We start from the raw sequence: 24067 nt of genomic DNA on the forward strand, positions 1-24067 counted from the left end.
TCAGGGGCCGAGCGATCACGTCGAATCCGGAAACGATCAATTTCGGGATGCGTGCGGAGGCTAACCGTTGTCGAGCAGTTCGAGCAGCCGTGTAGTTACGCGCCAGGTTCGGACTGTCATCTGTTGAAACATCGGCATAGCGAGTACGCGCTGAACGCGGGTCTTGGTCGCTTGCGCGGCTACCCGCGAGAAGTACAGGACACCCGGCCCGATTGCCATCGCGTCGACGCCCTCGCGCATTTCGGGAAGATCTGCAAACGCCGCTTCGGCCGTGAGGGGATCCTTTACGAAGAACACTTCGCTGCGTAGCCGATCTGATCCGTGGTCCGATGGTGCTTGGGCGATAATCGCTGCTAGCTTCCAACAACGTCGCCGGCCAGTACGGTCGGAACCAAGACAGTGCTCAACGCTGTAACCGGGCTCTATGCAGCCCCACGAATTTTCTGCCCGAAGGAACAATGCTGACGAGCTACACGGAAGATTCAAACTCGATGCTGGAGTCGGCTGGCGATGCGGCAGAGGATGACTGCTCGGCTTCCGATTCGGAACCATGCGAGAGGTCGCCGGGGGCCGGTTAGGCGCACCTTGCGGGCGCGGGTCGTCACTGCGATCACGGTTCCCTCGTCGAGTACCTCTTCCAGCGAATTCAGCATGCCGTCGAGGCCTCGTGCAGCATCCGGTCCGTGCCACGCTGTCTGCTCGCCGTAGGGGATATCGGTGACCACGACATTGGGGCGTCGCCCGTTCAACGCGCGCCGGAGTTGTGCGGGGTCGAAGACGTCGGCTGGTGCGATGTTGTAGTCGAATGAGCCGTCGCCTGACGCGAGCCGGCGAGCGAGTCGCTGTGCAGCGGCGGCGGCATCGAGGTAGGCGGGTTTGCTCAGGCGCTCGGCGCGGGCCTGCAGTTCATTCGCGCGGGCGGTCATGCCGTGCTTGCTCAGAAGGGCGAGGTTCTTCCGGGCGAGTTCCAGCGCCGCGTGATCGACGTCGGAGCCGAGGACGCTGGTGATTCTGTCTCTATGCAGGAGTGTGAGAGTGGTGAGGAGGTGGCCGCTGCCGCAGCATGGATCCCATACCTGGGCGGTGGGGTTCGGGGTGAGCGCCAATGCTCGCTGGAACATCTCGCTGGCGAGGCGTGCGGGGAAGGCGGGGAACCCGGGGGCAGAGTGGAGCACGCCGCCGGAGAGGTCGGCGTAACTCTCTCGCGTGACGGCGTAGCGGTAGGCCATTCGCGTGCCTATGCCCGTCCGCGCTGGCGCGCGGCCTCGTAGAGAGCGATCGATGCCGCGTTGGCAGCGTTCAGCGAGCTGGCGGCGCCGCCGATGGGGATGCGTGCGACGACATCGCACGCATCGCGCCATCCCGCGCTGAGTCCGGCGTTCTCATTGCCGATCGCGAGCAGGACGGGGCCTGTCAGATCCACGTCGGCGATGTCGTCGGACCCGTTCTCGTCGGTTCCGACGATCGTGAGGGGGATGCCCGCAGCGCGTTGCTCCCGTACCCAGGTCACCAGTGGTTGATGAGATGGTTGTCGGATCACCGGCACCGCGAACAGCGACCCAGTGGAGGCGCGGACGGCTCTGGGGTCGTACGGATCTGCGCCGTGTCCGGTGACGATCAGGCCCGACCCGCCGAAGGCATCCAATGAACGGATGATCGTGCCGATGTTGCCGGGCAGGGAGGGGCGGTCGAATGCCATCCCGAGGAACGACGGCCCCATAGGTATGCGAGACAGCTGATCGTCCGGCACGGCGGCTACGGCGATCAGCTCGGGGGAGCCGTCGTCTTGGTCGCTCAACTGATGCAGCAGCTGAGCCGCGACGGCTACCCGCTCGCCTCCTGATCCTTCGATAACCTGTGCACCCCACCGCGACAGCGGCCGATCCGCGTCATAGAGGACTGCGCGGATCGGCCAGCCCCGCTCGAGTGCGAGGCTGATGGGGCGCACACCCTGCACGATGAACTCGCCGGCCCGCTGGCGCTTGTTGCGGTTGTGGAGCAGAGCTTCCCACTGTTGGAATCTTGCGTTCGGCCGGGAGACGCGCAGAGTTGGCTTACGCGCGTTCAACGGGAATCCAGACCTCGGCGGTTGCGGCGCGCTGCTCGCCTGGTCGGCGCTCAGTGACGATCGACGGCCCCGGACGCAGGCGCCACGGGTGTGACGGAAACCACTCGCTGACAATGTCCATCCAGGCCGACGCAAAAGGAGCGCCCGTGCGGAACACCGCCCATTTGCCGGCAGGAACCTCGATCACATCGAGGCGCTCAGGTGCGGGCGGAGCCGCATCGAGGGCGACACCGACCATGAACGTGAACCGACTGTTCACTGCGTAGTCGGCGTCGACCTCCGTACTCACCTGAAGCAGACCCGAGGGCTCCGAGCAGCCCAGTGCTCGGAGCCGCTCCACGTTCTCCGCAGACAGCGCCGTGATGTGTGCCTCGACATGAGGATTCCGGAATTCCGACACGACCGGGACGCACGCGGCGTAACCGATCAGGCGGAAGGCCGTCCGCTCGACGATACGGGCGTCTAACATGCTTCCCTTCAGCTTGGACTCTCGTGGTGCGAGACGATTTCCAGGGTGTTCGTCACGCCGGGTCCAGCGCCCGACAATTGGAGACCGATCAAGTCGGGTGAAGGCGCCCGGGACGCCTGATGGTGTGTGGTGTTGCGTGTCGTCGGACGTCGCCGGCCGTCACGAGCCGGCCCGCTCGGATCGGAGTCGCACGTTCGGACAAACCACTGCACCCCGGCAAGCAGAATTGGAATGAAGGGAGGCTTGTGTGATCAGTGAGCTCAACAGGCTCATCGAGGTCGTCGAAGCGGATCTGTCCGACGACCTCGACATCGGTGCGCTGGCTGCTTCCTTCGGCACCACGGAGTACCACTTGCGGCGGATGTTCGCATCGCTTGTCGGCATGCCGTTGTCCGAGTATGTGCGGCGTCGGCGGATGACGGTCGCCGCGGCCGACGTCATCGCGGGCGATCCGCTTCTCCAGGTTGCGGTTCGATTTGGTTATGGCTCGGCCGAGGCATTCGGACGTGCGTTCCGGGCGGTCCACGGTGCGGCGCCTATCGAGGTGCGGACGAACGGCGGCCCGCTTCGGTCACAGCCGCAACTCACGCTGCGACTGACTGTCCACGGCGCCACGTCGATGGACACGCGTATCGTGGATCGACCCGCGTTCCGGCTCGTCGGCCATGCTGCACGCGTTCCGCTCATCCACCGGAGCGCGAATCCTCACATCCAAGCGCACGTCGCTTCTCTGCCGGCGCACGAGCACGCGCGACTGACGGCGCTCGGCAACACGGATCCTCACGGACTGCTTCAGATAAGCGCAGATGTCGATTCCGACTACACCGAGGGAAGCACACTGACCTATCTGCACGGCGTTGCCCGGGACGCCGCGACGACCACGCCGGAAGGACTCGACGTGATCGAGGTTCCTGCCGGCACGTGGGCTGTGTTCCGGGCATCTGGACCATATCCCGCGGCTCTGCAGGAGACGTATGCGGCATCGGCATCCGAGTGGTTTCCGTCGAACCCGTGGCTGCTGCGACCAGGCCCCTCGATCGTCGCGATCCTCGATCGCGCTGAAGACTTCCGTTCCGCGACGACGGAGTTGTGGCTGCCGATCGTCCGCCAGCGTGATGACGTGTAACCGCGACACGACCATGACCTCGCTACCCGAGGGGCGCGACTTCATGCCATCCCGATCTCGCGGACGAATGTCTACACGGTGTCCATCTGGGCGATTCGCTCGTCTTCGGCTGATCGCTCGTGTATTTCGGGATTACGCGGACGCGGTACTGTGCGGAAGCAACGACTCTCGAAGGACGACGATGAGCATTGCATTCCTGCTGACCACCCTCGTGGTGGTCGCCACCCCCGGCACCGGCGCCGTCTACTCGATCGCCGCTGGGCTCTCCCGCGGCGCAAAGGCTGGCATTATTGCGGCGTTCGGCTGCACCCTCGGGGTCATCCCTCACATGGTGGCCGCGATCACCGGACTGGCCGCGATCCTGAATGCCTCCGCGATCGCGTTCCAGACGATCAAGTGGCTCGGTGTCGCCTATCTGCTTTACCTCGCCTGGCAGACATTCCGCGACAAGACGATGATCGACGGCGACGCGAACCCCGCCCCGGTTTCGTTCTGGCGGGTCATCCGTACCGCCGTGCTCATCAACCTGCTTAATCCGAAGCTGACCATCTTTTTCTTCGCGTTCCTCCCTCAGTTCGTTCCCGCGGGCGAGGCGAAAGGCACGTGGCACATGATCTGGCTCAGCCTTGTGTTTATGGCGTTGACGTTCGTCGTGTTTGCGCTGTATGGGGTGTTCGCCGCGGGGATGCGCAACCAGGTCATCACGCGCCCGAAGGTCATGGCGTGGCTGCGTCGCACCTTCGCGGGCACGTATGGGCTGCTCGCCGGCCGTCTCGCCCTCGAAACCCGCTGATGCAGCTCAGTTCATGACTCGGCGCTGCGCGCTCATTTCCCTCAGCTCGCCGTCGCGACACTCACCCTCGATGGCGTGACCGACACGGCGGACGTCTCGGCGACCGCGGCACCATTCCGCGAGCGGGCCTCCATGCGCCTCTCCGAACGACCGGAGAGCGAGTTCCCCGAGATCGTCGCCTGGCGGCGCGCATTCAGTCAGATGGGACTCAAACCCACCCAGTACCGGTGCGCGTCGGAAGCGCTGCCACGCTGATTCAAGAGCGACGGGGAATTGCCCTCGATCCACCCGCTCGTCGACCTGTGCAACGCCGTCTCACTCGCTTACGCGATTCCCATCGCCGTGTTCGACCTCGTCCACGAGGCGCCCCTGCCCGGTGGCAGCGGCACCTGGGCGGAGAAGGTTCTCGTGACCAGTGCCCACGTCGCGCGCGTGCCCGACGGCTTGGCGCCGGCGGCCGCTCACGCGGAGTCAAGTACGTGATCGAGCTCTGACAGCGCCGGACGTGAACGCCGGGGTCCTCGCTGCGCCCACGAGTTGTTATCGATAGTTCAGGGCGCTCGTGCCCGTCATTGTGGCGCTCGTGGTGTCGGCCATTTGCTTCACGATCATCGTCGCGGGCTCCGGATATGAATCCGGCCACGATGAGTGGAATTGGCACGGGCCACGGCAGACTGCCTACGCGCGTTGTTCCATGCACTCGTGGTCGTCAACAACATCGGTGCGCTGAGCATCTGCTCCCGTTCGGAGGGGGTGAGGGGAGGATCGCCGATCGGTAGCCGACCTTGCATTCCAGTAACAGACGCTCTCGGTGCGGTCTGGGTTGCTTGGGCCAGCCGGAATCTTGCCGCGCTGCGCCAGCGAGTCGTTACGCTCGGCAACGCTCACTAACTGGTGCCGAGGTCCTTTCCGAGCTTGGCGTACAGCTCTATCACCGACCGGGGTGGATCTCGTATCGGGTTCGCTACCCGCGGCGGGCTTGCTCAGGGGGCGAGCCGAGGATGACGACTCCGAGCGGCTCGGTGACATCGACTTCATCCCGGTAGCGCAGAAGCGCGTCGATGAACTCCTGCTGCGCGGGGGACGGAACGTAGGTAGACCGAGTGATGAGGAGTGCGCGGCGGTCGGCCCATTCCTCTGCCACCGGATGTATGGCAGCAGGCAGTGTGGGAGAGCGGCTGACGGTCCCATACGGGACGATCGCCGCGCCAGCCCCAGTGCTGGCGACGGCGTACACCGCGTTGAGGGTTGGCAACCGCACGCGGTACGCCGGTGACACACCGAGGATGCGCGCCTGCTCGTCGATGAGTGTCTGAAGCGGGTTTGCCGCTGGCAACCCGATCAGCGGCCCCCGCATCACCTCCTCGAAGGAAGGAGCCACGTCGTCTCCGCGGAACACCGAGCCACGAACGACGACAAGGGGATCCGCCCATAACTCACGAGCGATCAAACCGTCGCCCGTCGGTGGGAGGGAAACGATCCCGAGGTCAGCACCCCCCTCGCGGACCCGAGACGCGACCTCGACGCTGCTTGTCTCGACCACCGCGATCCGCATCGTAGGGAATCGTGCGAGAGTCGCGGCCAGGAACTCGGTCAAGGTATCGACGGCTGATGTGTTGCTGGCGAGCCGGATCTCGTGGGCAGAGTCCCCGCGCAGCCCGTCCATCGCCTGCCGCAGTTCATCAGCACGTTCGAGAAGGGCACGGGCATGTATCGCCAGGGTCGTGCCGGCCGTGGTCGGCACGATCCCACCTCGTCGACGCGACAACAGCTCGACTCGCTCTTGCCGTTCCAGTAGAGCGATCCGGCTGCTGGCCGACGACAGCGAGACCCCCACGGCGCGGGCGCCCGCCGTGATCGAGCCGGCGTCGATGATCGCGACGAACAGCTCCAGATCCCGCAAGTTGGGCGCCACGAACTAGCTTTCGGATTTCGCGTACATCCCTTCCGATTCTATCAACCTGCGTCCAGCGCACTTTTGGAAGCCTTGAAGGCCTCCGGGACATCTTGTGACCCGGGCGAGGAGGAGGCCAACGTGCTGATAGAAATCGCGCCGCTTCTGCGAGGAGCGGCGGTCGTCGGCGCAGGCTTCCTTGCAGGAGGTCTGAACGTCGTCGTAGGCGCGGGGACACTGGCGTCCTTCCCCATCCTCGTTCTGCTGGGGTTTCCGCCGTTGACGGCGACGATGGCGAACACGGTCGGCATCGTGCCCGGCAGCCTGTCGGGGGTATTCGTCTACCGACGCGAGCTGCGCGCACACTACCGCGTTACTCGCCTACTGCTTCCCTCATCCAGCGCCGGCGGCGTCACCGGCGCGCTCCTCCTCCTGCACTTGTCCGCCGACATCTTCGCTGCCGTCATCCCTTGGCTGATTGGTATCGGTACGCTTCTGGTACTCAGCGGACCCGCCATCAAGAACCGCATCGGCCGCGTGGCGGCAACCGACGACGTCGACGCGACGCCATTCCCTCGCCGAGGTTCGAAAGTCGCCTCCGTGGTCGGCGCGTTCCTGCTCGGAGTTTATGGTGGCTACTTCAGTGCAGCGCAGGGGATCCTCCTCGTCGCCCTGCTCGGGATCACGACGACGTTGCTGATGCAAGAACTCAACGCCGTGAAGAACGCCAGCGTCGCCGCGGTCAACATCATCGCCGCCACGGTCTTCATCTTCGTCTCACCAGAACTGATCTCGTGGCCCATCGTCGCCCTCGTTGCTCTCGGCTCGATCCTGGGAGGATTGGTCGGCGGCAGGTTCGCAAGACGACTCCCCGCAGGCCTGTTCCGCGGGTTCGTCGTCATCGTCGGCATCACCACCGTCACGGCAACGGTCTTAAGCCATTGACCACCCTCGGTCGGCAGGAACGGTCGAGCCAGATGTCAGCGCCGGAATCACCCCGGCACGCGACGATCGATCTGCCCGTCCGGGCCCCGGGCGTAGGCCGAACTCGTTGACGTGGAACCGGTTCACGGAGTTGCTCGCTCAGTGCAGCCGCTGGCGGCCGCCGCCCGCGAGGTCGGCGCGATGCGGACGGCCGCGTACCCCCGGCGCGATGGCACCGCGGTGCGGCGCAAGGATAGCGCGGTGAAGGTCGTGCCACAGCCCTGGCCCGCTTTCGCTTCTCCCCATCTCCTCGAGGCTTCTTTTCGAAGAGGAGCGCGTTCTGATCGCGATCTCGCGAGCCGAGGTGCGCGGCCAACGGAGATCGCCGCGCTGCATGACCGATCTCCGTCCACAACCAGCCGGGAGTTGCGTCGCAGCGCGCACGGTCGCACGAGAGGCGCGTGACTCCTCCGTCCGTCGCCTCTGCAGCAGTCAGCGGATCGCATCGAGCGCTGCGATGATGTCCCGCGGTTCCGCACGTCTGGTGTGGTCGCTGTCCACGAACGACCACGATATAGACCCGCTCTGCCTGATCACATAGGTCGCGGGGATCACAAGCGTTCGACCATCGCCACCGTTTCGACGGATGAGATCGTGACCTCGTCGCTCGTAGAGCGCAGCCAGCTCCGTAGGAATGACGAAGGACAGGCCGTAGCTTTGGGAGACAGTGGCCCCCACGTCGCTCAGAACGTCAAAGTGAGGCTGTGTTTCTCAGCGGTCGACAATGACTCGTCAGGCACCTGCGGCGAGATCGCAACGAGCCGCGCGTTGCGCGCCTTGAACTCCATGATGTTCGCTTGAAGCGCCCGCAGCTCGAGATTGCAATACGGGCACCAGCTGCCTCGGTAAAAGCTCAGCACCACGGGGCCATCCTCAAGCAGATCACTCAAGGTCACCGTTTCGCCAGTGGCGCTGGGGAGAGAAAACACCGGCGCCACATCTCCGACGGCCTTCGCGCGGTCTGCCGTACCGGCGTCGAAGAGCTCCGCAGCCGCACGATCCGTCGTCTCGTTCTCCTCGGAGGACCGGTTGGACCGCGCGTCCTCGTAGACACGCAGAAGCTCTTCCCGCAGGTTCATCTCGCTCCCATTCTGCGGCCGTTGACATACACGCTCAGCTGTCCACGCCCTCGGCTTCTGATGTACGGGGTTGCCGTCGTCGGCGCTCGTGCGCACGTGGCACTCACGACGTGTGCCGCGAGAGCGATCAGTCGATGTCGCAACGAATCGGTTGAACGGATTCGTCCATTTCAGGTTACATCGGCGCTGCGATGGCTGGCGCGCTGGCCACACGCGCGCGACCACCTGCAGGTTGTCTACGCGCGGGCAGCCTGGGGAACTTCCCTGGCCAGCATGACGGCGACCGCGGCAAGAAGGCTGCCGGTGATGCGGCGCTGCCACTTGAGCCAGGACGGGCGGGTTCCGATGAATCCTGCGATCGTCCCGGCGGCCAGCACGATTGCTGCGTTGACGATCACGCTGACAGTGATCTGGACTGTGCCGAGCGTGAACCCCTGCGCAATCGGGTTGCCGTGCGATGTGTCGATGAACTGCGGGATGATCGCCAGGTACATCACCGCCGCCTTCGGATTCAGCAGGTTGGTAAACAGCCCCATCCGGAAGAGCTTCCCGTGCGTATCGCGGGTGAGCGGTCCGGGTTCGAACAGTCCTGTCCCTCCTGGGCGGAACGTCTTGAACGCGAGCCAGGCGAGGTACAGCACTCCTGCGGCCTTCAGACCGATGTAGAGCCACGGAACCACAACGAACACGACACTGAGCCCCAGGTTCGCCATCGTCATGTAGGTGAGGAATCCCACGCCCGTCCCCGCCAGCGAGACCAGACCTGCGATTCGCCCCTGAGCGATACTGCGCGACACGAGATAGATCATGTTCGGCCCAGGCGTGAGCACCATCACCAACGCCGCCAACCCCATCCCGCCGACCGCGGCCCACGGGAGTCCAGTACCCAGCACCGTCATAGTCAGTTCCTTCCAACGATTCACGTTCCAGTGTGATGTAATGCCCTTATGCATCTCAACCCTTACGGCGAGTACGCGGTCCTGCTCGCCGCGTCACTGGCAAACGACTGGCCCGAAGATCGAGCGGGCATTGTCGACCGTGCGGAGTCTTATGGGATGCAGACGCCGTTCGCGAATCCGCAAGCGGACGACTACACCGGTGTCCGCAGGGTAATCGACCGATGGCTCGAAGTCGTTGATGAACCTTTGCCGCAACGACGCGCCGACCTCCTCAACCAACACCTCGCAGAGGCGGCCGCCTACCCGCGCCTAACCGACCACCATGATGAAGGCTGGCACCTCCACTATCGAGACCAAGACCAAGCCCTGCCGCATGTGCTGGAGGCCGTCATCAGCGTCGGCACCGCACTCCACCTGACAACGCGGGGAATGCACCGCCTTCACCGATGCGACGCCGGCAAAGTCCCGGGTGACCCGTGCCACAACGTCGTGGTAGACGTCACGCGCAACGGCCGCCAGCGGTACTGCAGCGTCCGCTGCGCCAACCGCGCTGCAGTACGTCGGCACCGCGCGCGACACGCGTGAACATGGAGACCTGACTACGCCCGGCCACCCACATCGCAATGAGCCTCATCGCCAGCAGCACCGGATCCCACACGCCGGTAGCGGCATCGTCGCCTCCCGCTGGCCCGCTCAGAAACGGAACTACGCCTCTCGACCTCCTCGAGGAAGGCGCCGACGCCGGGGAAAGTACGGCACCAACGTCGCATGCCGTGGCTCCACGAGCGGGGCGGCAACGCGGCTGACTCGCCCTCACCGGAGTCGGTCGACGCCCAGGTTCCAGATGGTCACGTTCGGTTCCGCGCCGTCGTGGCGAGCGGCGTACTCATGGAGCGCGTCCGTGCGCACGTGCTCCGGGTCCTCGCCGTCCGCGAGTCGGCGGATGAGCGGAGCCATCCATTCCCATCCCTGATCGACGAGCCGACTGGACCACCGCGACAGGAACCCGTCCGCCGTCCAGACTCCCGCGTGATCGTCGGGACCGTACCTCTCGCCGGTCGCGACGAGGCGCTCCTCGAACGCGACCCAGACGAACACGGAGCGGTAGGGCTGCGGCGTCCACCCAGCGAGCTCGGTGAACCGAACCGGGGACGTCATGCTTCCGTGATGCGCACAGGCGAGCGACTGGTCAGAGTCGGTCGTGGTTCGCCGGACTGTTCTGCACGAGCCACCTCCCCGTGAACGGGTAGACGAGGTCGACCGGATCCACCGTAGAAGCTCCGCACGCCGAGGTTCCAAAGAAGGTTGTGCAGGTTCGTGTTATCGCTGTACCCGAGGAACGGCTTCGGGTTCGCCGCGATCACGGCGGCATCGAAGTGCGGAATGACAGTGATCTGGTCATCACCACCGATGGCGGCCAGCACCGCGCGAATGCTCCGATCCGCGAACACCGCGTTCACGTCTGCCGCACGGGCTTCCGCGCTCGCGCCGAGTTGCCGCGTCGTGGGGTACTCGACCGGGATGAACCCGGTCGCCTCCTTCAGACGCCGCATCGCTTGCTCGTGGAGAACGGGCGAAATCGCTGGGGCGGCGAATGCCGGCGAGATCACGGCGACACGATCACCCGGACGGACTTTGGGAACGGCTTCAACGAAGCTGCGACCATCCACCGATTAGACCAGACTCCCGCACCGCGGCCCCGTTCGTCGGAGAATACGCCCACTTCGAGCGTATCTACACGCGGCCCCTTGGCTGGCGCGCCAGCGGCGGCGGGCGGCGGGCAGCGGCGGCGGCGGCGATTACGTCCCCACGACACTGCAATTCGCAACTCGCTCGAAAGACCTCGTGGAATTGGCATCTCGTATCGAGAACCTTCAACTGCCGGTCGTGTCGGCCCTCAGGCCTCTCCCGGCCTTGAACTGACCACGATTACCTTGGGTTCGACTGGTGCTCCGTGGGAACCCTTCACATACGACGCGATCCAGATCAGTCGGGTGCGCACGTGGCCGTCGTCGTCGAGCCCGAGTGAGGGGTAGGGCTGTCGCCGCCAGTGGCCGCGAACCGACCAGGCCGCACGATCGGGCGGCTCGCCGTCGCTCCCCTCTCGATAGACGGATACGTGATCGCTGCCCGCTTGCACGCGCACGATCGTCAGCTCGCCCTGCGGCTCGCCGCTGGGCACGACGACGCCTGTGACGCGTTCCGACTCAGTTATGCCGCCCTGGGCCATTAACGCCCACACCGCGGCAAGCAGTTTCTGTTCCGGTCGGGTGTCATCCCAGACCGGGACGAATGGCACGCGGCCGGACAGCTGCGGCCCGACCTGTTTGACATTGACCGCGCCGGATCCCGCAACGCCAGCAACGTATGTGCGTATGCGCCACATCGAGCCGCCCTGCCGGTACCAGACCGCGCGGACATGGCGGTCGCTGTCGCCCGCCCGCTGCATCACGATCGGGCGCGCGAAGAACCAGATCGCGTTGATATGCACGGGCAGCGGATCGAGAACGTCCGCGTCGACGAGGCTGTCGACAGCCAGACGCAGAAGCTCTTCGTGAAGGAGGAACGCTTCTTCGGGACGATCCGACCCCTCGCCGACCGCCGCGACGACGGACGGCACTTTGTTGGCGGTGAAGAGCTGTGCGCGAGGGTTGATGCGGGGCGGTTCACCGGCGCTAGGGGGTGGCACCCGCACGAGCGAGTCCGCAGCCAATCGTTCACCAGGATGCCCGATCGTCTTCAGCGACCTTCCTAGCCAGACGTGTTGATGGGCGAGGTCGAAGGCGATGTAGAGATTGGGTGGCGTCCACCCGCGAGCGACATAGTCGCGGTCAACGTCCCGCAACGGCGCCAACAGCCTCCGTGCATCCGAAGCGTTGAGCACAGTGGGTGGCAGCGGCCCGCCCGACAGGGTGCAGAACCCGTACCGCGCGACGGCGTCACGGTTGTGGAATGCGACGATGACTTCGTTACCCTCGGGCAGCCGAGCGGCAACGGTCAAGCCCGCCGCGATGGTGGGGATGACGCGACGGATTGCGTCGTCATGCTGCTCCCGAATGCCTTGAGCAAACCTCGACCGGCGGCGCGCTGGCTCCACACCCCGCCGCCGCTCCGGCACAGCCCCGCCACCATTCAAATGCACTCGCACCTTGCGAGCGAGCGACTCACTCAGCTGCGCCTCAGGGCGCACTTCCGCCTCACCCAGGCTCCGCAGCGCGTCGAGCACGGTGCGCACGTCAACGCCGAGCTCATTTGCAACCTCGAACACTCGGCGTCGGTACACGAAGTCCATGATGACTTGCCGAGCGTCACCGCCGAACCGCGAAGGCCGCCGACATAAAGCGAGGACAGCCGAGTGCCGATCAGATGCACGCCCCACCTGAACAGCGGCGGCCGCGCCGGCGGCCCTCGAGGTAGCTCCTACCCGCCCACTGTCTATGCCGGTGCGTCTCCTTCGATCTATGCCGGTGCGTCTCCTTCGATGGTGTCGAGACGCAGGGAGGCGACCTCGTCGATGCGGTTCCCTGACGAGTAAGCATTGCCGCTGAGATCCAGGACCCATACGGCGGTGTCCCGATGGGTGGCGTAGTCGCCGGCGTCCTCGTCGAGGATCTCGACGCTCTCGAGCTTCACGAGGCACGTTGCCTGGGCGGTGTAGTTGATCCATAGATCGCGCGACTTTCGCTCGATCTGCACCCCTTCCACGTTCACATCCAGTAACAAGACTTCAAGCACATCAGCAACGTCGAACTCGGTCTTCGCTGCCAGCGAGTGAGTGAAGTCCTTGGGTGTTCCGCCTGCCAGCACCGCATCCTGTACCGCGTCGTGAAGCTGTCGCTCCTGCTCGTAGTCCAATGAGCCCTCGTCATCGAGGAACTGCCCGGGAACCTTGAAATCGGAGATGCTTTCAAGGATCTTCACCTCCCACTCCACATCGAGTTTCTCGATCTCGGCCAAGAGTTCGCGCCGTCGCGCTGGTCCGAACGCACGCTTGTCAGCCGACAGAAGAAACGCGTGCGGATCTTCGGGTTCGCACGTGAGAAGCAGATCGACAAAGACGTACCAGTGCAGCGCGTCACGGTATCCGTTGCCCTCCCTGTCGAACGGTGCCGACCGTGAGATCGCCCGCAACGCGACCTCACGATGCTCTACCTCCGGGTAGCCGACGATCTCTGCACCCATCTGTTCGAGGCGCGCCCGCAGAAGACTCTCGTACTCGGCGGCGAAGGACTCTGAAGCGTTGATGGCTTCCTGGACGAGTTCCCGTGACCTCGGCGGCCATGTCTTGAGAGCCTTCTTCGCCTCGCGTTCACGCAATGCTGCACTGTCGCGGTACCGTGCCACGGCTTCATCGACCGCAAGCTCGGGCACATAAAGATCGAGCGCTTCGGAAGCGACCGCATCCGCGACGGCGTCCCACTGCCGCCCGCGCAGAAGCGGATTGCCGACGATCACGTTGGCGTCAAGCAGCAAGAACACAGCTCGACGGTACCCGGTGGAGTGTCAAGGTGAACGTGGGGCCGCTCCGATGAAGCAGAGCTCGTGATTCGTTACAGGTTCAGCCCGTGAGCACGCGCCAGCAGATCGGCGACATCGTTCAGCCCCTGATGGCGGAGGTAGGGGATGAAGTGGGTCATGGGTGGCTGATTCGAGCGGTACGGGTTCGGGTCTGCACCGTCATACAGCCCACCCCCAGGCAGCGAGGAGAGACCTCCGCCAGGAAGCGTAGACAAGCCGCCCCCGGGAAGCGTCGACAGACCACCGCCAGGAAGCGTCGACATACCGCCACCAGGGAGCGTGGATAAACCGCCACCAGGAAGGGTCGACAGGCCACCACCTGGGAGTGTCGACAGACCACCGCCGGGAAGCGTAGAGGCCCCGTCACCCGGCAGGGTGGACAAGCCGCCACCAGGAAGCGTCGACAGGCCACCGCCAGGAAGCGTCGACCGGTTGCGTGGCCAGGTGTTTCGTTCAGTCATCCGATCAGCGTGCCCCATCTCCCGCACCAACTCCAGCGGCCCGCGCGACGCACAGCTCGGCGTCCTGTCAGGGCGACGATAGAGTCGGCGGTGAGCAGCGCGTTCCATGGACACCGCTGTCGCGACGGAGGTCGGTCGATGACGGACGCGGTGCAAGCGGACACACGGGTGGACCCCCGTCAGCTTCTTGGCGCGTGGGCGAACAGTTCCGACGAATGGGTGCGGTACATCGTGCGCGTCGTACTCACCGGAGCTGGCCCTCTCAACTCCGACGAAGAGGACCACGCGTACACGCTGTTCCGGCAAGAGAAGGCGCTGGACGCCCGGGAACTGTCGACCGAGGATCAGCTCGCGATGATCGACGGGGAGGACGAGGCGCTCGAACCTTTGACCGTGACCTCACTGTCAGAGGTTGCGGGGGTGAACGCTCTGATCGGTGGTGGGGTCATCGAACCGCATCAGGGCCTCACCATTCTGTTCGGTGAGAACGGCACCGGCAAGACCGGGTACTCGAGAATCTTCAAAGCGCTTGCTGCCAGCCGCACCGCGGACGTCATCCTCGGGGATATCGAGGCGACGGCGCCGCAATCCCCGTCCGCGACGATCGGCTACCAACTCGGAGCGGAAGCGAAGACGTACGCCTGGACAGGGCAACGGGGGGTTGCCCCGTTCACGCGCATCTCGATCTTCGACAGCCCATCGGTGAGCTTCCATGTCGACGAAGACCTCGAGTATGTGTACGTCCCCGCCGCGCTTGCCTTGTTCAACCACGTCATCGCCGGAATCAAGGCCGTCCAGGCCCGCATTGATGCGGCAATCAGCGACCTGCGATCCGGCCCCACAGGACTGCTGGGCCGATTCCCGCGAGCGGCGTCGGTGTACCCGCTGATCGAGACGCTCGGCGCCGCGACAGACCTGGACCAGCTCAGGGCGATGGCCGACCACCACACCGACGCTGATACCCGCATCGGGACACTGCGCCGCACCGTGGCCGCGCTGGAGGCCGACACGATCAGCGCCGAGATCACCCTGCAACAACGCGCCGAGCGTGTCCTAGCCGAGGCGAGCACGGCCGCACAGATTCTCGGTCGGTTCAGCCCCGCCACGTACAGCAGCGAGCTCACCGCCCTGGCGTACCTGCAGGAGGAGTATCGAGCCTTCCGCGCGGCGCTGTTCGAAGCGGCGGACCTGCCCGCCGCCCCCGACGACACCTGGACCCGGTTCATCCAGGCCGGTGAGGAGTACGAAGCACACCTGAGCGCACACGACGCGCACGACGCAGACCGGTGCCTCTACTGCCGCCAACCGCTCAGTGACCCGGCACGGGCGCTGATCGGAAAGTATTCCGAGTTCCTCGAGGAAAAGATCGCCGGCGACATCGAAGCCGCCAAGGGGCGGCTCAGCGCCCTGACCTCACCCGTGTTCGGCATCCGGACCAGCGATGTCGACGCCTACGCGCGCGACCACGCCACGAGCAACCCGCAGCCCGTGTTCTTGCCACTGCTGGAACGCACGCTCAGCACTGCCACCGCGCTCCTTGACCACCTCCGCGACAACACCCCCGTCACAGCCGACCTCCTGGCTCACGTGGCCGCCGACGCAGATGGCCTCACCGAAGCACTCGAGACCACCAGCGGCGCCCTGGTGGAACTGCGAGGACAAGCCGCGCGGCGCGCGGAAACACTCGCTGAGAAGAAGAAGGAACTGGTCGAACTCGAAGCTGCCGCCGAACTCGCCCGGTCCTGGGCGATCATCGAACAACAGGTGCGCGACGCGAAACAAGCCGACCGCCTCGCACTGCTCGCCAAGCCCATGCCTGCGCTACTACGCGCGGTCACTGGCCTTGCCAAAACCGCGAGCGACCAGATGATCAACGAAAGCTTCGACGCGCTGTTCGCCGAAGAACGCACCGCGCTCCGTGCACCCGAACTTCAAGTCGAGTTCGTGGGCCGTCAGGGACGAGCGCACCGCCGCAAGGTCCTCACCGGCAAGCACAAGCCGTCGAAGGTCCTCTCCGAGGGCGAGCAGAAGGTTCTCGCGATGGCGGACTTTCTCGCCGAAGCACGCCTCGCCGGCATCACCGCACCGGTGATCTTCGACGACCCGGTCTCCAGTCTCGATCATCGCCGCATCAACGAGGTCGCGCAGCGTGTCGCGGCACTCGCCGACACGACCCAGGTGATCGTGTTCACCCACGACATCTTCTTCGCCACCACACTGCTGAACCTGATGGCAGCGTCCAAACGATGCTCGTACTTCCACATCACCGACGAGGACGGCAAGGGGCAGGTCACCCGAGCTACCGGGCCCCGCTGGGACAGCATCAGCAATCTGAAGAAGAACATCAACGAGACCATCCAGGCCGCCAAGTCCCAGCAGGGTGATGCGCGCGCCGCGCTCGTACGCACCGGCTACGACTGGATCCGGGCCTGGTGCGAGGTGTTCACCGAAACTGAGCTGCTGCAGGGGGTGACGCAGCGTTACCAGCCCAACGTGCGGATGACCGCGCTACCGAACATCAAGACGGCCGCCCTGCCTGCCGCTATCGAGACTGTGAACCGCGTGTTCGAAGAAGCCTGCCGCTACATCGACGGACACTCCCAGCCGCTCCCCACCCTGAACGTCAGCCCCACTCTGGCCGGCCTCGAGGCGCACTGGGCAGAGTTGAGCGAGGCCAGAGCCGCGTACCTCAGCGCCGGCGCGTGATTGGCCGTCGTTCGGGTGGGAGGAGACCCCGGCCTCGACAAGAACGCTACGTACCCCGGGCTGCCGACCCCGACCACATACCGCCGAGGGCATCTGGCGGATGAGGGTGCCCAGGCGCACGCATCCTCGCCCTCCTCGAGCCCCCGTCCGCCCGCCAAAGCGGCACCGTGTCGTCGGTATAGGAGATACTGGCGACACCTGAGGCCGGCAGGGGGGACCCGTTGACAGCAACACCACAGCAGTTGGCTGAAGCCGTCGACACCAACCCGACTCTTCGTCTTCTCGGCGCATACAGTCGCGACTGGGTCCTGCCGCTGTTCGCCACCCACCTGGGGACCATCGATGGTTCCGTCTCCGCGGAGTGGTTCCATGAGCGGGTCGCTGAGACCATCGACGCCTTGCCGAGCATGACGGGAGATCGTACTCCCGCCGAGCACTGTAAAAAGTGGGTCGAGGACCGGTGGCTGGAAACGGAGATGGACGCTGGCCGCCTGCGATACCGGCTCTCCGCCTACTCGCTGCGAGCCCTGCAGTTCGTCCGTGAGATCGTCGACGGTGAAACCACTGTCACCACGGCTCGGTTAGAGAGCATCGCGCATGCCGTCCACACGCTCGCGGATATGACCAACCCCGACCGGCGCGTGCAGGTTCGTCGGATCGATCGGGAGATCTCCCGGCTCAAGAAGCAGCGGGACGACATCAAGTCTGGTCGGACCCGGCTGTCTACCGTGGAGGAGCAGCAACAGCAGCTGCGTGAGATCTTGGCGATGACCCGCACGCTGCCTGCGGACTTCCGGCAACTGCGCACCCTTGTCGAGGACCGTCACCAGCGAGTCGCCCGACGAGCGATGGCCGACGGTCCTACCAAAGCAGAGCTCGTCGAGGACTACCTCCACGAGCACGACCTCCTCGGCGACACCCCCGAGGGCCGCTCCTACCAAGGGTTTTCGAGGCTGTTGACGTCCAAGCAGGCCCAATCCATCCCGGACGACATCGATCAGATCCTCTCCCAGGAGTTCGCCCGCGAGCACATGACTGTGACCGAGCGGGCGCAGCTCGAGACGATGTTCTCGACCCTGCTCGCCGCGCAACTTCGCGTACAGCAGAGCTACGTCAAATGGACCTCGTCACTGCGGCGCTTCCTCACCAGGAGCACACACGAGAAGCACCGGCGCCTCCTCGCCCTCGCTGACCGGGCGCTCAGCGCCGGCGCCGAATGGGTCGAACGGCACCCCGGCCCCGCGGTGATCGACAGCGACGTGCTCGGCATCGGAACGATCGACACCACCGACATCTCCCAGACCCAGTTTTGGATCGACCGGGGACCTCAAGAGGTTCAGGTCCGCGCGATCTCGCCGCACGCAGACCTCCCGACTGCGGATCGTGAGGCGTTGCGGCTGGCGGCTGGGACGAGCCCGAGAGTCGTCGCCCGGACCGTGAACCGGCTGATCCGTGAGCGCGGTGCGGTGACCGGCAGCGAAGTCTTCGACGCGACGCCGCCAGACTTCCGACGGCTGGGAGCACTCGTCTCCCTCCTTGATCTAGCCATCACCTACGGCCAGGTATCAGACCACATCAGAGATCGCGTCGCACTCCAGCCCGCGCAGGAACGTGCACTCCACGTCGCGCTCCCCCATCTACGCTTCGACACACCCATCATGATCGGTGAGCACGAATGAGCGACGGACACGGCACCACCGATACAGGAGAGCTAGCGCCTGACGCCCCCGAGGATTTCCCTGACGGTGCCCGCCGCGCGCTCGTCGTGCTTCTCACGAACCGGTTCATCACCCGGACGAGGAATCGCGCCGTGTGGGACATCCTGCGTGGGTATGAAGAAGAGATCCGCGGCCGCCTCGCAGATCTCTACCTGACACTGGAGATCGACCACGACCACGGCGTCGCATTCAAACGGCAGATCATGGAGGAGGACACTCCCCGCATCCTCCGCAAAGATCGCCCGCTCAGTCGCGACGCCTCGTTCCTGCTCATCTTTCTCTGCCAGGAGTGCGCCCACGCCGACCCCCAGGACGAGCTCGTCGTGGTCACCCGGGCTCAGATCGACGAGTTCCTTAGCGCCTACCGCCAGGATGACGACGGCGACCAGGCGAAGTTCGATCGTCGCGTCACCGCCGCCATCCGGCAGCTGCAGGATCTGCGGCTGCTCAACCAGGACCCTGACGCCGACTACCTCTACACGATCTCGCCAGTCGTGGTACCTCTTGTCGGTGTCGATGAACTGACGCGGCTGGAAGCGGCATACCGGCTCGGGGCAGGCGCCACCGCAAATGACGGGAATGGCACCGAAAACTCAGCCCAGCTCCTTGACGAGGAGTCCTGATGCTAATCAATGGGCAGTTCCGCATCGAGAAGGTCCAGGTCCTGAACTGGGGCGGATACTCCGACCTACAGGTCATGCATGTCGAACGTGCCGGCACCGCGATCCTCGGACCGTCCGGACGCGGCAAGTCCACCCTGCTCGATGCGATGGCCTCGGTCATCCTTCCCAACCCGCAAGAGTTCAACCAGGCCGCACGCGACGACAAAGGCCAGAAGCGCGAGCGCACCGTATACACGTACGCGCGTGGGCTCACTGACCGGCGGCGTGACGAGAACCGACGCTCCGGCACAACCACCTACGTGCGTCCACCCGGCACAAACGGGTTCGCCAGCGGCGCTGCGATCACGTGGGCTCATGACGATGGCCGACGGGTCACGGTGTTTCGACTCGCATGGGTTGCCAGCGACACCACCGGCGCCGACGCGATCAACGCGAATACGATCTACGGGTTCGTCTCCGGCGACTTCGACCTGGACCGCCTGAACGGGCTCACCGGTGTCCGCTCCGGCTCATCGCCCCTGACCAAGACGACGCTCAGCGGCCTGATCGACACCAGCCGCGGTGATCTCGTCGATTCCTCACAGAGCAAGATCCACGCGAAGATGCGCTCCGTGATGGAGATGGGCAAGTCCGACGAATCCCAGCGCCTTGCCATGCACCTGCTGCGCCGCGCCCAGGCCTCCAAAGGCATTTTCAACATCAACGCGCTGTTCAAGGAGTTTGTGCTCACCGAGCCGCTCGCGCTCGACCGGTGGGGAACCGCGCTCGAGGCGTACCGAGAGGCGTCACGTCTGTATGACGAGTACGAAGCCACCCGACGCCAGCTGGAGACCCTCACCCGCCTCCCTCAGCTCGCCGAGAAGTACCAGCACGCGGGCAAAGACCACACACGCAAGACTTCACTCCTCTTGGAGCGGGCCGAAGGGACCCCCGCGCGCCTACGGATCTGGCACGCCCACAAGCTCCTCGACTGGTTGCGCGCACGGATCGATGACAATCGCCTGACGACGGCAGAGACCAACGAAGATCTGCAGGCAGCGAACACGCGAAGGACACACGCGAAGACAACGTTCGACAACCTCCTGCTCAGCCTCACCTCGGCCGGCGGAGACAAAGCACCCCTCCTCAAGGTCCAACTCGACACCGCCCAGCACAACCTGGACCGGATCGGCATTCACCGCGCAGCCGTCTCCCGTCGCCTATCTGAGTTCGACCGCACCCTGCCCGCCTCGCAGGGTGATCTGTTGCTTCTGCAGGACGACCTCAGCGATATGCGCACCCAACTGGAGACCCAACAGATCGCTCTTGACGCCGAGGCCAAGGCTGCGGTGCTCCGCGCGGGCATGATCGCCGGACAACGGAAGTCGGTCGCACACGAGCTGCATCAACTCAGCTCCCGACGATCCAACATCTCTCCCGAGGCGGCTCAGCTGCGCGCCGACATCGCCGCAGCTACCAACGTGCCGCTGGACCGGCTGCATTTCTTCGGTGAACTCATCCAGATCAAGGCCGAGCACCAATCATGGGAGGCTGCCGTCTTCAGTGTTCTGCGCGGCGTCGCCAAGGATCTCGTCGTCGATCAGGAACACTTCATCACCGTTCGGCGATTCATCAATGAGCATGACACCCGGATGCACGTGTCGCTCGTTCCCGTTCGCGAACAGGGCTCTCAGCGCGAGCCGGTACCCGGCACCGTACCGGCGATTGTCGAACTGGCGGACTCACCGTTCGCCCCGTGGGTACTCAACGAGCTCGTCGACCGATTCTCCTACCAGCTCGTGGAACGCGACTCGGATCTGGACACCAAACGTGCGTCACACCTCAACGGCGCCGTCACCCGCGCAGGGATGCGCACCGCAGCATTCGGACGGTTCGCGAAGGACGACTCGGTACAGAGGTACTCGTTCATCGGCTGGGACACCGCCGATCTACGCCGCGACCTTGAGCAGAACCTCGCGTCGCTTACCGCGGAACTGGCACCCGCTGACGCCGCGTCCAACACCGCTCAAGCCACACGCGACGACGCACGCGATCGGGCACAGCGCCTCACGACACTCCTCGAAGAACTCGACTGGTCATCCATCGATACGGCACCTGCAGCCGACCAGGTGCGACAGCTCCAAGAGGAGATCGCCGAGGCCAACACCCCCGAAGTCACCGAACTCCAGAAGCAACTGGACGACGCGCGAACAGAAATGACCGAGTCGGAGCTGCACGCACGCGAGATCGAGACGAAGCTCACGACTCTGAACGCAGCGTGGGGAGTGCTGGTCGACCTGGAAGACGAGTCATCTCTTCTCATCGACGACTCCGCCGTGTTGGACGCCGACGAACGCGAGGCCACCGGCACACTCGGATTCCTCGCACCTCCCGTCGATGTCACGACGGCGACGGGTCGCGCGCTCCGTGCGGCAATCGAAGCCAGCTACGGGCAAGCGGCCACGGATCTGCAGAACCAGCTCGTCTCACTCAGGAAGGAACGCGAAGCACTCGAGACCGCTGTCCTCGCCACCATCCGTGCATTCCGCGGCCTGGAGGATCGAAACCAGAGGGAAATCGACGAGAGCATCGACAGCCTGCCGGCGCTGCTCTCCATTCACGACCAGCTGCTCACCGATGACCTCCCCCGCACCAAGCAACGCTGGCTCGAGCAGGTCGACCAGGACATGAACACACAGCTGCGAGGACTTCTCGTCCAGATCGATGACGATCGCCGCTCAATCGTCCGAGGCCTCGCCCCCATCGATAGGGTTCTCGAGCGTGTGGCGTTCCGCGTCGACTCCACCCTCACGATCGACGTCTCCGACAAACCCAGCGGTGAGCTCAACGAGTTCCGCTCCACGATCTCGGAGTACACCAGCAACACCCTCCACCAATCCATCGAACGCGACGCGGAGAAGATCGAACGCGACTTCAACCGGCTGCGCCGCAAACTGGCCCTCCTCGACGACCTCACCCGAACCGGCGAGAGCTGGCGTCGCCGCGTATTCGACGCGCGCGAACACGTCGAGTTCAAGGCAATCGAGAAGAGAGCCGACGGCGTCGAAATCGTGCACGACGGTGTCTCCGGGATGAGCGGCGGGGAGGGGCAGGAACTCATCGCATTCATCCTCGGCGCAGCCCTGAGATATCGGCTGGGCGAAGGAACGGACGCCCCTCCCACCTACGCGTCGATCGTGCTCGATGAAGGATTTGTCAAAGCCGATAGCGACTACACCGGACGGGCCCTCGCCGCCTTGTCCGCGCTCGGGTTCCAGCTCATCATCGGCGCGCCGCGTGAGAAGGCAACGGCGTTCGAGTCCCACGTGGAAACCGTCGCATACATCAACTCCGACCCAGCCAACCCGCAGGGCGTGCGCATCTTCGAGATGACGATCAGCGAAGCGCTCAGTATCGAGGAAGCCGCGTGAGGAGCCCCGCAGACGTTGAACGTCTTATCACCACCCGCTACAAGTCGTCCTGGCGCGCCTGGCTCACACAATCCTCCCCTGAACAGATCACCTTCCCCCTCCAGCCACCCACCGCGTCAACCATCCCCGCACAAGAAGAGGCCGTCCGGACGTGGCTACATGCGTGGCGTGCCTGGCACGACCTGCACCCCGCTACCAGCCTGCGAACCGCGACCGTCCGCACGGCCGCTGGCGCTCAGGTCGTCTACACACACATCGACATCCCTGGGCCAACAGCGCTCGCTGGACTCGACCCCGCGACCGCTAACCACTGGCAGACCGCGATTTCCCGCTACCCCCAACTGGCAGACCTCGACGTCTCCACCGACCAGCTGCGGCCGATCCTGCCCCGCATTGTCGACCTCGACGATTACGACTTCGAACTGCTCCTGCGCGTCGTGGAATGGTTCCGCAACAACCCCGCATCCGGGCTCACCGCCCGCCAAGTCCCTGTCACAGGTCTCCACACCAAGTGGCTGGGACGGCACAAGGCGATCGTCATCTGCCTGCTTCGAACCGACATCCCCAACCGGGTGGCTGATCTTGGCGCAGAAGCCGTCGACCCTGAACTCGACATCAACGACCTCGATCTACTCGGACTGCGGCGACTGCCGAACCACGTCGACGTCATCCTCGCCGACCCCGCCGACCGCCGACTCGTGGGCGGCATCCGCCAACTCCGAGCACCCGTCGAAGAAGTCGCCGGCCTCCCCCTCACCCCCGATGACGTCCTGATCATCGAGAACAAGGAGGCCGCGACGCCAATAGAGGACCGAGCAGGGCTTGTAGTGATTCATTCGCTTGGCAACTTTCTCGACGTGCTCGACGCGCTCCCATGGCTGCGGTCCGCACGCACCTGGTACTGGGGAGACCTCGATCGAGCCGGGATCACACTGCTGTCGCGTGCCCGGGCTAGGGTGCCCGAGATCGCCTCCCTACTCATGCACGCCGACACTGTCCGGGAGTTCGAACCACTCGCGAACGCCGACCCGAGCGGTCGCGTAGACCCACCCGAACCAGTCCTCACGCAAGATGAACGTGCCGCGCTGGAATATCTCGACGCTGGACAGCCGCCGCTCCGCCTCGAACAAGAACGCATTCCATGGCACACAGCGCAAACCACCATCAACCTGGCGATCGACCAGGCCGCTGTCCTCGATTAGCGCTCGTGTGGCACCATCCCAGACCACCTCGAGGACACCCCGACGTGGACGGGCTCTGATCCCCGATGCCGTGGACACCGCGTCATCGGCATGACAGACTGCTCTGTTCTGCTGGAA

Annotated in this window: 22 protein-coding genes; 11 read left to right on the top strand and 11 right to left on the bottom strand. The window is 64.9% G+C overall.

Annotation, left to right across the window (positions count from 1 at the left end; all coding sequences use genetic code 11):
* Nucleotides 1-60: 60 nt before the first annotated feature.
* From HWX58_RS10995 to HWX58_RS11010, 4 genes are all read right to left on the bottom strand, one after another.
* Nucleotides 61-297 carry a hypothetical protein gene (locus HWX58_RS10995; RefSeq protein ID WP_138173441.1) on the bottom strand — a complete coding sequence of 79 codons (237 nt, stop codon included), beginning with the start codon at nucleotides 295-297 and terminating at the stop codon, nucleotides 61-63.
* Nucleotides 298-482: 185 nt separating this feature from the next.
* Nucleotides 483-1229, bottom strand: a complete 747-nt coding sequence (locus HWX58_RS11000) for an rRNA methyltransferase (protein ID WP_175987716.1) — start codon at nucleotides 1227-1229, stop codon at nucleotides 483-485.
* A gap of 8 nt (nucleotides 1230-1237) precedes the next feature.
* A complete protein-coding gene (locus tag HWX58_RS11005) occupies nucleotides 1238-2068 on the bottom strand; it encodes a TrmH family RNA methyltransferase (protein ID WP_212743493.1) in 831 nt (276 codons plus the stop codon).
* Nucleotides 2055-2537: a GyrI-like domain-containing protein gene (locus HWX58_RS11010; protein WP_138174566.1), complete on the bottom strand. Its 483-nt coding sequence runs from the start codon at nucleotides 2535-2537 to the stop codon at nucleotides 2055-2057. Before HWX58_RS11010 ends, HWX58_RS11005 begins: the two co-directional genes overlap by 14 nt.
* A gap of 247 nt (nucleotides 2538-2784) precedes the next feature.
* On the opposite strand from HWX58_RS11010, the gene HWX58_RS11015 reads away from it, so the two are divergent.
* The 4 genes from HWX58_RS11015 (at nucleotide 2785) to HWX58_RS14875 (ending at nucleotide 4939) form a co-directional block, all read left to right on the top strand.
* Nucleotides 2785-3663: an AraC family transcriptional regulator gene (locus HWX58_RS11015; RefSeq protein ID WP_138174568.1), complete on the top strand. Its 879-nt coding sequence runs from the start codon at nucleotides 2785-2787 to the stop codon at nucleotides 3661-3663.
* 181 nt (nucleotides 3664-3844) lie between these two features.
* Complete coding sequence (locus HWX58_RS11020; RefSeq protein ID WP_138174570.1) at nucleotides 3845-4456, top strand: LysE family translocator; 612 nt, start codon at nucleotides 3845-3847, stop codon at nucleotides 4454-4456.
* 75 nt (nucleotides 4457-4531) lie between these two features.
* On the top strand, nucleotides 4532-4711 hold the full coding sequence (locus tag HWX58_RS14870; RefSeq protein WP_212743495.1) for a hypothetical protein: 180 nt from the start codon (nucleotides 4532-4534) through the stop codon (nucleotides 4709-4711).
* Nucleotides 4712-4729: 18 nt separating this feature from the next.
* Nucleotides 4730-4939: a hypothetical protein gene (locus HWX58_RS14875; protein ID WP_212743496.1), complete on the top strand. Its 210-nt coding sequence runs from the start codon at nucleotides 4730-4732 to the stop codon at nucleotides 4937-4939.
* A gap of 481 nt (nucleotides 4940-5420) precedes the next feature.
* Here the strand turns inward: HWX58_RS14875 and HWX58_RS11030 are convergent, their stop codons facing one another.
* On the bottom strand, nucleotides 5421-6371 hold the full coding sequence (locus HWX58_RS11030) for a LysR family transcriptional regulator (protein WP_138174572.1): 951 nt from the start codon (nucleotides 6369-6371) through the stop codon (nucleotides 5421-5423).
* A gap of 120 nt (nucleotides 6372-6491) precedes the next feature.
* Here HWX58_RS11030 and HWX58_RS11035 point away from each other — a divergent pair, with 120 nt between their 5' ends.
* Nucleotides 6492-7295, top strand: coding sequence for a sulfite exporter TauE/SafE family protein (locus HWX58_RS11035; RefSeq protein ID WP_138174624.1), 804 nt, complete (start codon nucleotides 6492-6494; stop codon nucleotides 7293-7295).
* Nucleotides 7296-8017: 722 nt separating this feature from the next.
* On the opposite strand, the gene HWX58_RS14880 is transcribed toward HWX58_RS11035, so the two are convergent.
* Nucleotides 8018-8413 carry a peroxiredoxin-like family protein gene (locus HWX58_RS14880; RefSeq protein ID WP_212743497.1) on the bottom strand — a complete coding sequence of 132 codons (396 nt, stop codon included), beginning with the start codon at nucleotides 8411-8413 and terminating at the stop codon, nucleotides 8018-8020.
* A gap of 236 nt (nucleotides 8414-8649) precedes the next feature.
* Complete coding sequence (locus HWX58_RS11045) at nucleotides 8650-9312, bottom strand: LysE family translocator (protein WP_228480872.1); 663 nt, start codon at nucleotides 9310-9312, stop codon at nucleotides 8650-8652.
* Between the two features lie 48 nt (nucleotides 9313-9360).
* On the opposite strand from HWX58_RS11045, the gene HWX58_RS11050 reads away from it, so the two are divergent.
* Nucleotides 9361-9897 carry a CGNR zinc finger domain-containing protein gene (locus HWX58_RS11050; RefSeq protein ID WP_138174574.1) on the top strand — a complete coding sequence of 179 codons (537 nt, stop codon included), beginning with the start codon at nucleotides 9361-9363 and terminating at the stop codon, nucleotides 9895-9897.
* Between the two features lie 228 nt (nucleotides 9898-10125).
* On the opposite strand, the gene HWX58_RS11055 is transcribed toward HWX58_RS11050, so the two are convergent.
* The 4 genes from HWX58_RS11055 to HWX58_RS11070 all read right to left on the bottom strand — a co-directional run bounded on the left by HWX58_RS11055 (nucleotide 10126) and on the right by HWX58_RS11070 (nucleotide 13791).
* Complete coding sequence (locus tag HWX58_RS11055) at nucleotides 10126-10470, bottom strand: hypothetical protein (protein ID WP_138174576.1); 345 nt, start codon at nucleotides 10468-10470, stop codon at nucleotides 10126-10128.
* A complete protein-coding gene (locus tag HWX58_RS11060) occupies nucleotides 10467-10982 on the bottom strand; it encodes an LD-carboxypeptidase (protein ID WP_138174578.1) in 516 nt (171 codons plus the stop codon). The genes HWX58_RS11055 and HWX58_RS11060 overlap by 4 nt, the downstream gene beginning before the upstream one ends.
* Nucleotides 10983-11209: 227 nt before the next feature.
* Nucleotides 11210-12604, bottom strand: a complete 1395-nt coding sequence (locus HWX58_RS11065; RefSeq protein ID WP_138174580.1) for a hypothetical protein — start codon at nucleotides 12602-12604, stop codon at nucleotides 11210-11212.
* 167 nt (nucleotides 12605-12771) lie between these two features.
* Entirely contained in the window at nucleotides 12772-13791 is a 1020-nt protein-coding gene (locus HWX58_RS11070; protein WP_138174582.1) for a PIN domain-containing protein, read from the bottom strand.
* A 638-nt stretch (nucleotides 13792-14429) separates the two neighbouring features.
* Here HWX58_RS11070 and HWX58_RS11075 point away from each other — a divergent pair.
* From HWX58_RS11075 to HWX58_RS11095, 5 genes are all read left to right on the top strand, one after another.
* Nucleotides 14430-16997 carry an AAA family ATPase gene (locus HWX58_RS11075; RefSeq protein ID WP_138174587.1) on the top strand — a complete coding sequence of 856 codons (2568 nt, stop codon included), beginning with the start codon at nucleotides 14430-14432 and terminating at the stop codon, nucleotides 16995-16997.
* A 242-nt stretch (nucleotides 16998-17239) separates the two neighbouring features.
* On the top strand, nucleotides 17240-18676 hold the full coding sequence (locus tag HWX58_RS11080; RefSeq protein WP_171024258.1) for a DUF3375 family protein: 1437 nt from the start codon (nucleotides 17240-17242) through the stop codon (nucleotides 18674-18676).
* Entirely contained in the window at nucleotides 18673-19338 is a 666-nt protein-coding gene (locus HWX58_RS11085; RefSeq protein ID WP_138174591.1) for a DUF4194 domain-containing protein, read from the top strand. The genes HWX58_RS11080 and HWX58_RS11085 overlap by 4 nt, the downstream gene beginning before the upstream one ends.
* The gene (locus HWX58_RS11090) at nucleotides 19338-22748 is read left to right on the top strand and encodes an ATP-binding protein (protein ID WP_138174593.1); all 3411 of its coding nucleotides are present in this window, start codon (nucleotides 19338-19340) and stop codon (nucleotides 22746-22748) included. Before HWX58_RS11085 ends, HWX58_RS11090 begins: the two co-directional genes overlap by 1 nt.
* Entirely contained in the window at nucleotides 22745-23950 is a 1206-nt protein-coding gene (locus HWX58_RS11095; protein ID WP_138174595.1) for a Wadjet anti-phage system protein JetD domain-containing protein, read from the top strand. Before HWX58_RS11090 ends, HWX58_RS11095 begins: the two co-directional genes overlap by 4 nt.
* The last annotated feature ends 117 nt before the right edge of the window (nucleotides 23951-24067 follow it).

This window comes from Microbacterium tenebrionis (genome assembly GCF_903645325.1).
Taxonomy (GTDB): domain Bacteria; phylum Actinomycetota; class Actinomycetes; order Actinomycetales; family Microbacteriaceae; genus Microbacterium; species Microbacterium tenebrionis.